The organism is Xanthomonas sp. WHRI 7065 (assembly GCF_040203115.2).
In the GTDB taxonomy this organism is placed as follows: Bacteria; Pseudomonadota; Gammaproteobacteria; order Xanthomonadales; family Xanthomonadaceae; genus Xanthomonas; species Xanthomonas arboricola.
This window is the reverse complement of the sequence record NZ_CP168194.1, coordinates 753,488-768,273: the sequence shown is the minus strand read 5'-3', so window position 1 is coordinate 768,273 and position 14,786 is coordinate 753,488. Positions and strand designations below refer to the sequence as shown.

The 14,786-nt window shown below is 64.2% G+C and carries 15 protein-coding genes and 1 pseudogene; 6 read left to right on the top strand and 10 right to left on the bottom strand.

The window, feature by feature from the left end:
- The first annotated feature begins 132 nt into the window (after positions 1-132).
- The 5 genes from ABQY64_RS03315 (at position 133) to ABQY64_RS03295 (ending at position 3,872) form a co-directional block, all read left to right on the top strand.
- Complete coding sequence (locus ABQY64_RS03315; protein ID WP_349779711.1) at positions 133-774, top strand: GntR family transcriptional regulator; 642 nt, start codon at positions 133-135, stop codon at positions 772-774.
- Between the two features lie 246 nt (positions 775-1,020).
- Complete coding sequence (locus ABQY64_RS03310; protein WP_104538648.1) at positions 1,021-1,161, top strand: lasso peptide xanthomonin 1; 141 nt, start codon at positions 1,021-1,023, stop codon at positions 1,159-1,161.
- Between the two features lie 48 nt (positions 1,162-1,209).
- Positions 1,210-1,356 carry a benenodin family lasso peptide gene (locus ABQY64_RS03305; RefSeq protein WP_016903880.1) on the top strand — a complete coding sequence of 49 codons (147 nt, stop codon included), beginning with the start codon at positions 1,210-1,212 and terminating at the stop codon, positions 1,354-1,356.
- Positions 1,357-1,464: 108 nt separating this feature from the next.
- Positions 1,465-2,139: a lasso peptide biosynthesis B2 protein gene (locus tag ABQY64_RS03300; protein WP_349779712.1), complete on the top strand. Its 675-nt coding sequence runs from the start codon at positions 1,465-1,467 to the stop codon at positions 2,137-2,139.
- Complete coding sequence (locus ABQY64_RS03295) at positions 2,139-3,872, top strand: lasso peptide isopeptide bond-forming cyclase (protein ID WP_349779713.1); 1,734 nt, start codon at positions 2,139-2,141, stop codon at positions 3,870-3,872. Before ABQY64_RS03300 ends, ABQY64_RS03295 begins: the two co-directional genes overlap by 1 nt.
- Before the next feature lie 68 nt (positions 3,873-3,940).
- Here ABQY64_RS03295 and ABQY64_RS03290 read toward each other — a convergent pair whose 3' ends face one another.
- Both ABQY64_RS03290 and ABQY64_RS03285 read right to left on the bottom strand, forming a co-directional pair.
- Positions 3,941-6,016 carry an Atxe2 family lasso peptide isopeptidase gene (locus tag ABQY64_RS03290; protein WP_349779714.1) on the bottom strand — a complete coding sequence of 692 codons (2,076 nt, stop codon included), beginning with the start codon at positions 6,014-6,016 and terminating at the stop codon, positions 3,941-3,943.
- A gap of 69 nt (positions 6,017-6,085) precedes the next feature.
- Complete coding sequence (locus tag ABQY64_RS03285; RefSeq protein ID WP_349779715.1) at positions 6,086-8,533, bottom strand: TonB-dependent receptor; 2,448 nt, start codon at positions 8,531-8,533, stop codon at positions 6,086-6,088.
- A 224-nt stretch (positions 8,534-8,757) separates the two neighbouring features.
- On the opposite strand from ABQY64_RS03285, the gene ABQY64_RS03280 reads away from it, so the two are divergent.
- A complete protein-coding gene (locus ABQY64_RS03280; protein ID WP_167707698.1) occupies positions 8,758-9,084 on the top strand; it encodes a hypothetical protein in 327 nt (108 codons plus the stop codon).
- Between the two features lie 127 nt (positions 9,085-9,211).
- Here the strand turns inward: ABQY64_RS03280 and ABQY64_RS03275 are convergent, their stop codons facing one another.
- The 8 genes and pseudogenes from ABQY64_RS03275 to ABQY64_RS03240 form a co-directional block, all read right to left on the bottom strand.
- Entirely contained in the window at positions 9,212-9,535 is a 324-nt protein-coding gene (locus ABQY64_RS03275; RefSeq protein ID WP_167707697.1) for a DUF4880 domain-containing protein, read from the bottom strand.
- 93 nt (positions 9,536-9,628) lie between these two features.
- Positions 9,629-10,201, bottom strand: coding sequence for a sigma-70 family RNA polymerase sigma factor (locus tag ABQY64_RS03270; RefSeq protein WP_349779716.1), 573 nt, complete (start codon positions 10,199-10,201; stop codon positions 9,629-9,631).
- Positions 10,202-10,823: 622 nt separating this feature from the next.
- On the bottom strand, positions 10,824-11,417 hold the full coding sequence (locus tag ABQY64_RS03265) for a hypothetical protein (protein ID WP_146010630.1): 594 nt from the start codon (positions 11,415-11,417) through the stop codon (positions 10,824-10,826).
- A 79-nt stretch (positions 11,418-11,496) separates the two neighbouring features.
- Positions 11,497-12,399, bottom strand: a complete 903-nt coding sequence (locus ABQY64_RS03260; protein ID WP_181105707.1) for an XVIPCD domain-containing protein — start codon at positions 12,397-12,399, stop codon at positions 11,497-11,499.
- Positions 12,400-12,507: 108 nt separating this feature from the next.
- Positions 12,508-13,149, bottom strand: coding sequence for a hypothetical protein (locus ABQY64_RS03255; RefSeq protein WP_257998296.1), 642 nt, complete (start codon positions 13,147-13,149; stop codon positions 12,508-12,510).
- 75 nt (positions 13,150-13,224) lie between these two features.
- Positions 13,225-13,843, bottom strand: a pseudogene (locus tag ABQY64_RS03250) (hypothetical protein).
- Positions 13,844-13,932: 89 nt separating this feature from the next.
- Positions 13,933-14,346 carry a SymE family type I addiction module toxin gene (locus ABQY64_RS03245; RefSeq protein ID WP_104601117.1) on the bottom strand — a complete coding sequence of 138 codons (414 nt, stop codon included), beginning with the start codon at positions 14,344-14,346 and terminating at the stop codon, positions 13,933-13,935.
- The gene (locus ABQY64_RS03240) at positions 14,343-14,612 is read right to left on the bottom strand and encodes a hypothetical protein (protein ID WP_104593049.1); all 270 of its coding nucleotides are present in this window, start codon (positions 14,610-14,612) and stop codon (positions 14,343-14,345) included. Before ABQY64_RS03240 ends, ABQY64_RS03245 begins: the two co-directional genes overlap by 4 nt.
- Positions 14,613-14,786 lie beyond the last annotated feature (174 nt).

The window sequence follows — 14,786 nt, the reverse complement described above, 5'->3', positions numbered from 1 at the left end:
TCCAAGCCTGCCTCGTAGCGGCACGATGCGACAGGCCTGGGACTAAAAAGGACTACCGCAGCAACTCCTGCCGCAGCCATTGCATGTACGATCCAGCCAGGGGAGGAGTCGCGGTCAGACAAGGAGTTCGCCATGCATGGGATCCACTCCAAACGTACCATCGCCTATACGCAGGTCAGGCGCGCCCTGCAATCCGGCCGGTATCGACCCGGTCAGCGCATCGATCCGACAACGTTGGCTGCCGAGTTCAAGGTCAGCCCCACGCCGGTACGCCTTGCGTTGCATCGCCTGGTCGGCGAAGGCCTGGTCATCGATCACGCACGCTATGGCTTGCAGGTGCCGCTGCTCACCGAGGTCGCACTGCGGGATCTTTACGACTGGATGGACCGCCTGCTGCGGATGGCCTGCGATATCGGCGTTGCATCGACACCGCACGCCCCTGGCGAGTTGGAGACCACCACCGCACCTGCGGACGTGGTCAAGCAGACCTGGAAGCTCTTCGACGCCATCGCCCATGCCACGGCGCATTGGTCGCTGCATCATGCCGTCAGGCAGACCAACGACCGGTTGGCACCGGTGCGACGTGCCAAACATGGCCTGCTCGACTCTCTCGAAGAAGAACTGGCAGAGCTCACGCTGCACTGGCAGCAGCGCGACCTTGCCGCGTTGCAGACAGCGTTGCATGCCTATCACGTACGCCGTATCCAGGCCGTGCCGCGCATCGTGGCGGCGATGAATGAGCGCATCAATCAGGCTTCCAGCTTCGACGACTGAGTGTCGTCAGCGCAGCACATTGCGGGACCTGCATGCTGTGCTTGCGAGCTGCCTGTGACGTGCGCCTGATGTGGCGTGAAAGGTGCGATGCGACGCCACCGGCCAGATTTGCGCGGCCATCTTCGATGGCGGTCACACAGTGCATTTAATTATGACGGTGTCACGACTTAATCATTTGAAAATCAATACGCCCGTTTCCTAACGTGTCTGCGTCATGGATCCCCATGGCACAACCAGGAGACAGCGATGAACATCAATGACACCACCTACAGCGATGCATCCAGCGAGATCACGGTGCTTGGCGTTGCCAGCACCGACACCAAAGGCGGCCCGCTCGCTGGCGAAGAAATCGGCGGCTTCAACGTGCCTGGCATTTCCGAAGAGTGAACCCGAGGCGTGCCTGAGCGCACGCCTCTCCCACCAGGAGTAGAGACCATGGATACCAGCAACAACGACGCGCACACCACGACGTTTGGTCAGGATCTCATCGTGCTTGGGATCGCAAGCCTGGACACACAGGGCGGGCCACTGGCAGGCGAAGAAATGGGTGGCAGCACCACGCTGGGCATCAGCCAGGACTAGGCGCAGCCAACGCGCGGCGGTCGCCACTCGGCTGTACATGCCGATGAGCAACTTCCCGGGCCACGGGGCGCACTGCAACGGTGCGCCCCTTCTCTCAAGGACAGCGCCATGCACCGCTACACATTGCGCAACGACCTAACGTTCTGCCGCATCGGCGAGCGCCTGGTATTCCTGGATGTCGGCAACGACCGCTATTTCCGCCTGCCCCAGGCACCGGAGCACTCCCTGCTCGCCTACCTGGCACATGACCCGGTGTCGGACCTGGAGATCAACGACCTTGTCGAACGGGGCTTGCTGGTGGAGCGGTCGCAAGCGACTGTCGGCCCGCAGCTTCCCGTCATGCCTGTTGCGCGTAGCGCGATGGAAATGCCTGTACCGGCGCGACGACCACAGCTGCTTGAAAAGCTCGAGGTGCTGGCACTTGTGCTGTCCACACGCCTGGCGTTGAAATGCAACCCGCTTGGCAGAGTACTTGGCAGCCTCTCCGCTGGAGCACAGGGTCGGGGGATGCAGCAACGCTCGCTCGCCGGCCTCGAGCAACGGCTCACCGATTCGGCGTCCGTCTTCCGGCGCGCACGCGTGTGGGTGCCGGTCGAGATGCGCTGCCTGCTCGATTCAGTCGCATTGGCAAGATTCCTGCGTAGGCGCCAGCTCGACGCCCAGCTTGTCTTCGGGGTCGCACTCGATCCGTTTTCGGCCCATTGCTGGGTACAGACAGGCGATCTGGTCTTGAACGACACGGTCGGCAACGTCCACGCGCATACCCCCATCCGGGTGGTGTGATGTACCGCTACATCGCCTTGTTCAACCATGCGCAGGCGCACCGCGATGGCGAACGCGCCGGCATCGATGCGTCGTTGCGCCAGATCGGTTTACAGCTACGGCAACGCACTTGGCACATCGACCTGTATGCATCAGACGACACGCCCGTGCTCGACCTGCCTGGTGGTGGCGCACTGATCGGCCATGTCTTTTCGCAGCGCGACAACGCCCCCTTACTGGACGGCGCATCGCTGCATGCGTTGTCCGCAGCACAGCGGACGCAGCACCTGATCGAGACGCACTGGGGTGAGTACCTGCTGTTGCATGCACCGCGCGCGGACCCGAGCGCCATCACCGTCATGCGCGAGCCTTCCGGCGGTGTGGCATGCGTTTACGCGCTACAGCACGGCTTCATCACTTCAGACATCTCGATCGCCACGCATGCGGGTGTGTACACGCGTGAGATCGACTGGGACTCCATCGCCCATCATCTGCACTACCCGCACCTCAAGACCGAGCGCACCGGGCTTGTCGGCGTACGCGAATTGCTGCCGGGCAGCCAGCTGTGTCTGCAGTCCAACCACAGCAGTGTCGAGCAAGTCTGGAACCCCTGGGATTTCGTCGCAGTCTCTCGGCGTCGGCACGACCCATTCGACGCACAGGCACAGCTGCGTCAGGCGGTGGCCTCCAGCGTCACGTGTTGGGCGCGGACCGATGCGTCCGTGCTACTGGAACTCTCTGGCGGCCTGGACTCTTCCATCCTCGCCGCATGCCTGAAAGACACCGCCGCGCGCGTGGCGTGCTGCAATCTGGTCACGCCGGTGCCTGGCGCCGACGAGCGTCACTATGCCCGGCAGATGAGCGATCTGTTGGGCACCGAGCTGATCGTGCGCACGCTGGGGCTCGACGCTGCACCGGTCGATTTCGCACCGCCGGCACATGCGGTCGCGCCCAGCACCTGGTTTCTGCAGCATGCCTCCAATGCGCTGAAAGAAGCGATCGGCACGCAGCTGGCCATCACCAGTTTCTTTTCCGGCGGCGGGGGCGACACCGTGTTCTGCAACACCAGAACCGCCGCGCCCGCCGCAGACGCCTTCCGTGCAGGCGGCCTGCGCGCCGGCTTCAGCGCAATCCATGCGCTTGCAGAACTGCACCAATGCACGCTCTGGAAGGCAGGCAGGCTGACGATCAAGAAACTCCTCGCCAAGGCCGGACCGCCACGCAAGCCGGATCGATCGTTCCTGCCAAGCACGCAGGCTGAGATTCCATTGCAATCGCATCCCTGGTTCGATGCCCCACCCGACAGCCTGCCCGGCGACCGCGAACGTATCGTCGATCTGGCCGGCACCCAGGTGTTCCGTGATGGACTGGCGCGCAGTGCGTCGTGGCACCTGCGCATGCCGCTGCTGTCGCAACCGGTGGTGGAGGCCTGCCTGACAGTGCCGAGCTGGATGTGGATCGCTGGCGGCCGCAATCGCGCCGTCGCACGCGATGCGTTTGCGGATGTGCTGCCTGCGCAGATCCTGCATCGCCGCAGCAAAGGCACCTTCATGAACTACTCCGGCGCGGTCTATCGTCGGGGCAGGCAGCAGATCCGCGATTATCTGCTGCAGGGTCGGCTTGCAGGCCAGGGGCTGCTGGACGCCGATGCCCTGCGCCACCATTTCGACCACACAGGGGCCGACGGCGACCACAGCGTCATGCGCATCTTCGACCTGTGTGCGGTCGAGAACTGGGTCCGTCATCAGCGCTGAGGTTGCCTGCACTGCGTAGGTGCGTGGCGCAGCTGCCAACGTGCCACGCGTCAGCTGCGCCACACACGCTAGTCGCCACGTGCCGGCAGTGCCACCTTGATTGCACGCCAGCGCGCATACTGCGCGGCCTTTTCCGGCGCAGCGTCCTGGTAGTCCTGCAACCAGAAGCGGAACCAATCGACGTTGCGCGCATATACGGCCAACTTGTGCTGCGGCTGGAACTTCTGGTGCGGCTCGTTCGCAAACACGTACAGCTCGGCGCGCTGCGCACGCAGCAGGGGAATCAGGTAATCCAGCGCGTACAGATACTCCTGCTCGGAATGCTGGAACAGGATGGGCGCGCGAATCCGCTCCAGCTTGAACGCCGGCGACAACACTTTCCATCGCTCGGGTGTCTGCTCCGGTGCACCCAGGCCCCACATGTCGCGCAGCCCCTTGAGGAAGGGCTCGCCCTTCATGCTGCCGAACAGGTAGTACGACGGCGACACCACCGGATTGGCCACCGAAGCGGCGGCCAGCAGGTTCGACTCGGTGGCCGTCCACAGGGTCACCGCACCGCCGAAGCTCAGCCCGCCCATGCCCACCCGCGTGCGATCGATGCCGGCCTGTGACGACAGCAACGCCACCGCGCTTTCCACCGCCGCCAGCCCTTCGCCATGCCGTTCCACCGCATCCATGGTGTAGCCGGGCAGCTGATTGATGCACAGCGCTGCGATGCCTACCTGCGCCAACGCGGCGAGCGGCCACTCATCGCCCACGCCACCGCGTACGAAGCCAGGGCAGCTGTAGTAGGTGACGAACAACGGCGGCCTGCCCGCGCCGGTACCGTGTGCCGCGAAGAACTGCCCGCTGTAGCGCCGCCCACGTGTATCGCTCCACTGCAACAGCCGTGCAGGCGTTGCACGCGCCATGTCCGCTGCAAGCTCCGCATTTGGATCGAACAGCACCTGCCGCGTGCCATCGTCCAGGCCGATACGTTCCAGACGCGGCGGGCGATCGGCTTCGGCTGTCACGCACACCAGCGCAACGGCCGAGGCACCGCAGCGTGCCGCCGGGTCACGCCCGCCATTGATCAAACCGCGCCCCTGCACCACCAACTGCACCCGCCCGGTGGCCGGATTCCAGCGCTGAATGGATTGCGCCAGGCCCAGTGCAGGATCGGTGATGGTGAAGAGCACCTCCGCATTCCCCGGGCGCCACTGCACTGCACTGATTGCCTTGTCCACGCAGGCCGCCGCGGTGCAGCGCACGGCCTTGCGGGCGTGTGCACCGGGCAGGACTGACAGCGCCACCTGCGGACGGAATAGCTGGCCCTTGCCATCACCCACACGCGACAGCACCGCCACCGCCCCACCGGGCGCAGGCACGGACTGCCACACGTCACCGTCGACACCGTGCGTACTGACGGGCGATTCCTCCGCGGGCACCGGCGCATCCGCGAGTGGCCGCGTGGTTGCCGTGGCCAGGTCCAGCGCCAGCCAGTGCTCCGGCACATCCGCCGACAAGCCGGTGCGATCGAACCACACCGTGCCGAAGCGCTGCGTCGCCAGGCGTCCTTGCACATTGCCCGAGCGGAACAGGCCCTGCCCGAGCGGCACCGTCTCGTCGATCCGGATGCCTTGCGCATACTCGTCCTGTTCGGCCCCCATGACCTGCGCGCGCGTGGCGCCGACGCGGTAACGCAGCACCCGCCCATCCGCGTCCAGCGAAAACTCCTGCACGTCGGCCGCATCGTGGGTCACCGCTTCCGCGCCGGAACCGTCCGCCGCCGCGCGCCACACCGCAATCACGTCATCGATCAACGCGCGGTAGTACAGCCAGCGCCCATCCGGCGACCACAGCACCTTTGCAGGCAAGGACCCGCCTGCCGAATCGCGCAAGGGCACGCCGCCATCGGCAATGCGTCTGGGCGCAGCGTCCTGCAGGCCCTGCACGTACCAGACGCTGTCGTAGGTATTGCGCTGCACCGCTGCCTGCTCGGTGCGAAAGGCCACGCTGCGGCCATCCGGCGACAGCGTGGGGCTGCCGATATCCACCACCTCCAGCAATCGCTGGGACGATACCGTTTGCGCGTGTCCCACGCATGCACCTGCCGCCATCAGCACGCCTGCAAGCAGCAGGCGCCATGGTTTGTGATTCCTCACGCACACACTCCTCTCAGCAACGCTCAAGGACCATCGCCAGTACATCGGCTGCAGCAGGCAGCCGATGCATCACCAGTGCTTGGACACCGACACGCTCACGAAGCGACCAATCGCCGAATAGTTGGTGGAGTCGTACGGCGCCACATACAGCGGCGAGGTCACCCGATACAACGGCGGGGCGCGATCGAAGGCGTTGTCCACCGACGCACCGAACTCCAGCCCCGCCCACGCATCGCGGCGTGCGCCGGTGGCGTAGCGCAACGCCATATCGAATGTGGTGAACGATGCCGACTCCACCCCGTCGGCGCGGTTGCGCACCCCGCCGCGGTAGTTGCCGAACAGCGAGGCGGTAAGCCCGCCCTGCTTCCACACCGCGCCCACGCGGCTGCTCAGCTTGGGCGGGTTGAACAGCGTGCCGGACAGATCGAACGTCGGTTGCGCGGGCAACGTCTGCTGCGTGCTGTCCAGCCAGCTCGCCGAGCCGCGCAAGGTCAGCGTGCCGCGCGCCAACGCCACCTGGTAGCTACCGCTCAGGTCCAGACCCTTGATGTCCTGCTGCGCCACGTTGGCGTACTGCGTGTAGATGATTGCCGCCACCCGGCTCGGGTCGTAGGCGACGCCGGCAAAGTTGGAGAACCGGCTGGCGAGCGCGATCACATCGGCCTGCGCCTGCGGCGTCGGCGTGCGGTCCACGAAAGGCGCGTAGATCGGATTGCGCAACGCCTGGCTGGCATTGGCGATCGGCTGCAGCACGCGGTTGCTGTAGTCCACCCCGAACCAGGTCAGCTCCGCCTCCAGGCCATCCAGCGCCTCGGGGTGCCAGGCCAGCGAGACCGAGCGGGTGATGGCGCGCTCCGGCTGCAGATCCTGGTTGCCGCCATCGGCCACCAGCACCGTCGTCCCGGCGGGAAAGCCTACCCCGCCGAACGCGCCCGGCTGGAACAGCCACGCCTCCTGCGCGTAGTTGCGCTCGAACAGCGTGGGCGCCTTGAACGACTTGCCCCACGAGGCCTTGAGCGTCACATCGCTGCCAGGCGCATACAGCACACCGAACTTGGGCGTCGTCACCCCGCCGAAGCTGCTGTAGTCCTCCCCGCGCACCGCCGCTGTCAGCGTCAGTCGCTGCACACCGGGCACGCCCTGCGCCGGGCCCACCACCGGCAGGTTCAGCTCCGCATAGGCAAAGCGCGCGCTTTCGCTGCCGTCGATCGTCTCCACGCCACTGACGTGGTTGACGTTACGGAACGTGTTGCTGCGATACCCCACCCCGGTGGCCAGGCGCGCATCGCCTGCCGGCAGCGCGAACAGCGGCCCTTCCGCGCCCAGCTCGTAACTGCGGCTGTCGTTGCAATAGCACAGGTCGGTCACGCTCACCGCACCGCTGGCCAGCGCCGTCTCCTGGCGGTATTGATCGTGCTTGCTGTTGCCGTCGGTGGCGCCCAATGTCAGCGTCCAGTCGTTGGGCAACCACACCACAAGGCTCGGTGACAGCAGCAGGCTGGTGGTGGTCGGAGTGACCCGGCTGTTGCGGCCACTGACAGCGTAAAAGTGCAGTTGGTCGCGTTCAGTGCGTAACGCATCCAGGCGCAATTCGGCGTTGTCGCCCAGCGCCTGGTAGGCACTCAGCAGCCCGCTGCGCAGGTCGCTGCCCGGATACAGCGTGGACGGGTCGGTGAGTTGAGTGGTGTAACTACGCTGACGGCTGTAGATGGGGTCTGCGGACACGTCCTGATAGGTCGCGATCACTCCACCACTACGCCAGGTGGTGCCGGCCGTAACGCTGTATTGCCGCGAGGTGAGCCCGCCTTGCGTGGCCCGCCCGAAGCGCGTGCCAACGCTTACCCCGTCGTAGTCGCGCTTGAGGATCACATTACCGACGCCACCCACCGCGTCCGACCCATAGATTGCCGACGCACCGTCGGCCACGATCTCCAGCCGCTCCACTGCCTCCACCGGGATCGCGCTGAGGTCCACCGCCTGGGTGAATCCACCATAGGCCAGCCGGCGCCCATTGAGCAGAGTGAGCGTGGCATCGGCGCCCAGCCCGCGCAGGTTGAGGCTCGCGCCGCCGGTCATGTTCTGGTTCGCATTGCCGGCCCCGGCCAGATTGCCGCTCAGCACGCCCGGGTTCTGCCCGCCGGAGAAGTTTTGCGGCACGCTGCGGATCACCTCGCCCAGATCACTGAAATCCTCTTCCTGGATACGCGCCGCGCTGATCGAAATCACCGGCGACGGAACTGCACCGCCCTTGATGCGCGTGCCGGTGACTTCGATGGACTCCAACTCGGTCGCGGCGGTTTGCGTCGGCGGAGCCGCTGCAATCGCAGCCTCCGGCGAGCCGGGCCTGGGCGGCTCGCCTGCGTTCGGTGCCACGGCTGCCGGCGTTTTCTGCGCCGTTGCCGGAGGTTGCGCCGCCCCCTGCGCTGTTGCTGCCCGTGCCCCCACCTCACCTGCCGCCCCGCTCGCCACGGCTAACAGGGCGATGGAAATGGCGTTGCGTAACGTGCGTGTCTTCATGCTGCGTCCTTTGGCTTGCCTGGGTTGGCCCGCCGACGGCGCACTCCGGGGCGACCCGGCGCGCATCGCCAGCTGAGCAAGATCGGTCCTGTACCCACTGCTAAAACGCGGGCACCGCAACGCGGCGGGCAGCGACCAGTATCACTAACTGTTTGATTTTCGAGCAATCATTGCGCACGCAAAATGCTCGGTACCCATCCGGGCCCGACACGTCATCGCTGTGTATGCAATTGCCCTTTCCCCACTACCTGCTACGCGGCCACTGCGCCCGCATCGCCATCACCAATCCACGCCTGCCTTGGCTACATGCACGGCGCATCACCGCGCTGCGCATCCGCTTCCACCGCTGGGGTCTGCACGCGTTGCACAGCCGTGCGTTCCTGCGCCGCAAGGTTGTGCAGCGGCAGCAGCGAGACCACCGCCACTGCCAGTCTGCTGCGTGCATGATCAAAACCGACACCGCTCCCCGATACTGCCCGTCGTGCTTGCATGTGCATCCTTCGCGTCCTGGGCGCGGCACCATCGCCATTGCGTCCCCCGACAACAAGTGATGTTGCGCAAGCGCAATGCCCTACCAGCGACGTGTGCAATATGCAGGCAGCGCTGCAACAGAGCGCACATTCAACGGTTTCTGCAACACGCAGTGCGGTTTGCTGAGTGCCGAGTGTTGAGTGCGCGCTACTGCATCGGCAGGTGATGCACCGCATAGCCGATCGCGGCAACCAACATCGCTGCCAGCAACAGCCAGGGCCAGCGACGACGCCGGGCAGAGGCCGGCGTCAGCAGTTCCAGATCGCGTGCAGTGGCGGCCTGCAACTCGGGATCATCCAGCACTGCCGATGCGTGTTCGTCCACCTCGAGCAACTGCTGGTAGGCCACACGATGGCGCGGATCGGCAGCCAGCCACGCCTCGCGCTCAGCGCGCTCGGCAGCAGTCTCGCTGCCGCGCCGAACGAGATAGGCGGCCGCCTGCGCGTGGATGCGCCCGGACTCTGCACGCATGGCTGGTGACTCCCGACGGGCCGTCTGCTGCGCCCTCGCGCACGATGCTACCAGCATCTTCCGGCGGCGCCAGCCAGCCGCCTTATAGCCTGGTTACTGCGGCAATTCCCCCACCGCCGCGCGGCACGCCAGCAGCGCACGGCTGATGTGCTTTTCCACCATCTTGGTGGAGATCCCCATCTTCGCGGCGATCTGCGGATAGGTGAGCCCGTCGAACCGGCTGAGCTTGAACGCAAGCCGGCACTTCGGCGGCAGCTCGAGCAAGGTGCGCTTGAGCAGCACATCGAGCGTCTGGCGCGCATCGGCAATCTCGTCCACGCCCGCCTCGTCGGCGCTGATCGGCGCAACCTGGTCCAGCGACACGTGCTGCGCCGCCAGCCGCCGCTGACGTGAGCGCCGCTGCTCGATCACCAGGTTGTGCGCGATGCGGTACATCAGCAGCCGGCGGTCGCCGATGTTGGGCGCATCGCGGTACACCATCATCCGCGAGAAAGTCTCCTGCGCCAGGTCTGCAGCGGTCTCGGCATCGCGCGTACGGCGGCGCAGGTACACCAACAGCTCGGCATGCAGTGCGGCCAATGCCTGGTCGAACTCGGCACGCAGGCGCTCCCTGTCCCCGAGCGACAGCTGGCCGCGCGCCGCAGGCGGCCCGTCACGCGAGCTCATCGTGATCGCCGCGCCTTCGGCCAAGTGCCGCTGCCCACCAACTTCCCCACGCATCTTGCGACACGACGCACCAGCGCAACGCGCGCGCAAGGGCCGTGCAAGTGGATCTGAACATGAGCAGTGCAGCCAAAAGAGGGAGAGTGGGTGGTGGGCACCGCACCCCGAACCGCAGCCCCACCTCTTCCTCTATGACGGCAAGCGATGCTAACCCCCTACGTTTTGCGCGTTAGTCAGCCTGGGGCATGACCACCACGCGCTCGACACTAGATCGCTGCACGCGCAGCGGAGCGCGGCATCGCCCGGTTGCCACGCTTTTCCCGCGCACTCTATGCAAACAGCGAGGCGGCACGCTTTAGCAGTTGCAGATAACGGATACGCCGCTTGCTACGAAGCGTGCACTAGACCAATGCGTGTGCTCACCTCACGAATGCGCATGCGTCTCTGCAATGTCGACCACTACTCAGCTTCTATGTGCCGCCTTTTGAAACTCGACGGGCCCGTGAGCGCCCGGATACTTCTTCTTGATCAAGATGCGATCGGACGGCGTGACGCAGCTGTCCTCCAGTGAATTGACCACATACGCCTCATCCATCCTGCAGACAACCTGACTGCACCGGTTGAATCAAGTCTTGCTGATGGTGATGTAACTCACGTGCAGCTGGTCTTCGGTTAGACCAATGACAACTCGCGTCGTACCGACCTGCAGCAGCCTGTAAGCCCTGGAGCCGGGCGCATCTGGGTGAGGCGGATACGGGAGGGCATCTGCCCAGGCCGCATCATCGAAAAGAACGCGGGACGGCCAGACCTCTATCACCAGAGTTGTTCGTGATCGATCTTCTTGCGCACCCCGCAGCTCGATATTACGCACGGCGATGCCTGCCAACAGACCATTGCTACCGCCGCGTACAGCCACCCCATCTCGTGACTGGATGGGGCCGAGTCTTGTCGTCAGTAAAGAATCAAGCGCCGCAATATCCTTGAAGTCCGTGATGAGCAAGCGGTCTATGTCTCGCCTAAGTCGCCTCATTACATCAGGCGCTTCCGGCTGCGCTCTGCTTCCGGATGCTACAACAGCCTGCTGAAAGACCGGAGTGCCGGAAACAGGCGCCGCAAGAATCAGACAGACCGCCATCGACACTAACAGGCTCACCGCGCATCCCCTACCGCATGCGGCGCCGCTCGCCGGGTCAGTCACATGCGCCGAGAAAAAGATCATGTCCCCGTCCTCCGTTCTGGATGCACCCACAACCCTAGCCGCCCGAGAAGAGCATCGCAGAACATCGGATCTGTATCCTTCACACCATCCGGTGCTGCGGGGCGATCGATTGCTCGCGCTGCTGCTCCTGCTGCTGGGAGTGCTGCTGACGCTGCGTCTCGCCCAAAGCCTGGAGCTGCGCGAGAGACTGCTCAACCGGCTGTGCAATCGCGTCGTTGGTCTTCATGTGCGCCATCTTGTGAGCGGGGTCGTTCAACGCGCCTTCCACAACGAAGACGTTCTCACCCTGTCGCACGGACTTGGTGTTCTCGCTCAGCACAACGTGATCGATCCGCGCCAGCCCGCTTTCCTTGGCTAGATATGCGCTGCTTGCTGCAAGGCGGGCGCTGTTGTCGTCGTATTCCCTGCCGAGGCCTCGCTCAAGGCGACGAACGGCATCCTCGGCCTGGCGATGAAGTGGATCATGCGCCTGTGGATGCGCGGCTACTGCACTGACCTCGCCCGGGGGCAACTGATTACCGGGTAGATGCGCCTCTCCGATCACTTTCTGCCACCAGAGCTGATCGGGCTTAGGATTACTGCGCTCCCTGTTCAACTCACTGTTAGGCAAGGGGGCATGGATGCTCTTGATCTCGTCGACATTCCCTACCGGCTTGAGCGCGCCTTCAAAGTCCTTGTCGACCCCCTGTCTGGTCGTACGATGCAGTCCCGCATGGTTCAGCGCACCCCACGTGAAGTCGATGCAGCTGTTGGAAGCGCCACCGTACTCCATATTGAACCCATGTTTCGCAGGCGACTTGCCGAAGTCTTTTAGCTTCTCGTACTGCGACTGATCGATTTCCATCGTGCGCGAGTAATAAGGATCTTTATAGTTCCTGACGTCATCCTTGAATACCTTTCCCGGCCCGCTAGACTCGCCGTGTTCAGCGGGAGCAAACCCATAGCTATTAACTTCCTTGCCGTCGCTTACTGTGTAGTACATGTGGCCGGCCATGGAGTTGCCGCCGGTGATCAAGAGTGGGGTGCCCGCCGCAGCGACGTAGACGGTGACAGTGTAGCGTTTGTCGTGATCATCCATGTCTCGCCAACCTTATTTTGCTTTGTGAGTGTAAGCAATCAACAGCTGAGCGTTCTCATCTAGCAATGCCCGCCGGTTCTGATCAATACGCAATCGGAGACGATAGCGACCAGCCTGGAGGGAAGTACTGTAGGCAAACGCGAGCTCCTCGGAGACCGTGCCGGTCGGGGGTAGCCCAGCGCGTGCCATTGTCGCGACATCTGCATTTAGCGCGAACAACCCCTTTGCAATGCCGTCTGCGGCGATGGCAACAGGCAACTCTTGTTCTCTTCCGACACGCTGACTGCGCTGCAGCTCCACCGGAACCGCCCCGGCCTGCTCGATACGTTCCAGATGCACGACTGCAATGATATCGGCACGCACCAGACGGTCGGCGGCATCCGCTACCGTGCCCATGTCATTTCCCGTCAATAGAACGCCGATGAAAATTGGTGGGTTCGCGTCCTCCGGCTGGGCAGGTACGTCGAACTCAAGCACCATGTTTTCTCCGTCGTGCGAAAGCAAGCTTCGCGTCAATGGCACTGTGGTTTGCATATCTGACTGCTCCTTTGCAATGGAGGTATTTGCGGGGGGCGATTGCATGCTGCAGCCTATGATCAGACCGATGATCGATGCCGCAACGGCAAAGCGCATTCGACCGCTTGTAATAAGCACCGTATCTCTCCTGTGAGTGTGATGCTGGATCTGACGCTTAAGGCAAAAATGCACGTCCAGGCCCATGAGGCGATCTTATCGGATGTAGATCCATTTGATGCAGTTGTGGGCCACCAGCTGTTGCGGTTCCGCAGCCTCTCCCCGTGGGAAAACCTCTACACGCATCCCTGGGCGTGTAAAGAAGTCACTCATCCAGCGGCCATCCTCGACGATGTTGCGCTCGCGCGTGAATCCCATTCGTTCAAGCTGCTGGGTAAGTGATCGAAGTCGAGACCGCAGATCTCGGTCATCGGAGGTGATGCACCGGCCACATTGCGGTCAAAAGGGAATTCGAACCATCGCCCATCGAGTTTGGTTTCATCAACACCAAAGCCGTAACCCCACTCTTTGGTGAGCGGGCCAAAAGCACGGTATCGGCGTTTTTATCGTCTTTCACGAATTGAACCACCTGCCCCATCGCTGAATTCAGACGCTCGGGAGTGAAGTCGGAGATGGTCTGGCTGCCCTTGATCAAGGCAAGCAGTTGGCCAAGTAAATCCTCCGCAGTGAGCTTACCAGGCGGCACCGTGGCAGGGCTGGATAAACTCATGGCAGATGTCTCCGTGACGGTTGCCGGGGCTGAGGTGGCCGCCGTGTGGGCGCATGCGCCCAGAGCGAGGGTGGCCAGCAAGGCGTAGAGGGGGCGCGCGATCATGAAGCGTCCGTTGTGCGCTGGTGTGGCTGCGACGCTAGTGGCATCCGGCACCGAGGTCAATCGCAAGGGGTCTGGCAGCCGCACCATCATCACCGCACGCTGCGCGCCTTGGCCGGCACCTCAACCGGCGGCAACACCTCCATCAACAACTGCCCCGCGCTGGCGGTGATGCGCAGCTTGGTGCCGATAGCAAAGCCCAGTTGTTCCAGCCATAGGCCGCTGAGGCGGACGTGGGGCACGTGCTGGTCGCCGGCATGGTCGTGGGCGCCGGGGTAATGGGTGTAGCTGACGGTGCATTGGCGCGGGCGGCGGGCGCGGCGGGGTGCGCGTAGCGTGCCGGGGCCTTGCGGGGAGGCGTCCGGGTCGGGCGGCAGCATCGGTGGCAGCTTGGTGCAGTCGGGTTCCACAACAACCCACTGCACGCGCTTGGGCGGCGTGGGGCGCGCACGCGTGCGGGTGGGCCGTGCGCTGGCAGATGCCGTGGGTGGGCGGCGGCGTGTCATGGCGCCTCCGGGTGGTGGCGGGTGATGGTTGCAGCGACGTACTGCTGCAATGGCGCAGCCCTGCGTGCCGACAGGCGGCGCGAGGTGTGCGGTAACACAACGAGCTGGCGACTCAGCGGATGCGCGGGATGCTCGCTCGCCTGCTCAACAGCTGCGCCTGCGACGATCCCGCGCAGCACCTCGCCCTCATCCCAGAGCACGCGGCGAGCGGAGGCTGGCAACAGATCAACCGGCACAGATGCCGGCATGGAAAGTGCGGTAGACATGGCAATGCCCTCCTGGAACAACCCAAGAACCGCCGCCGACGGCGACGGGATGTCGGGAGGTTCGAAACCGCAGACAGCCGGCGGGCGTATTTCCCCGAAGGGTGTTGTATTAGCCGCCCTCCCGACGCAGGCATCGCGTCGGCTTGTACCTGCAGGATGCAGGCACAAAAAACC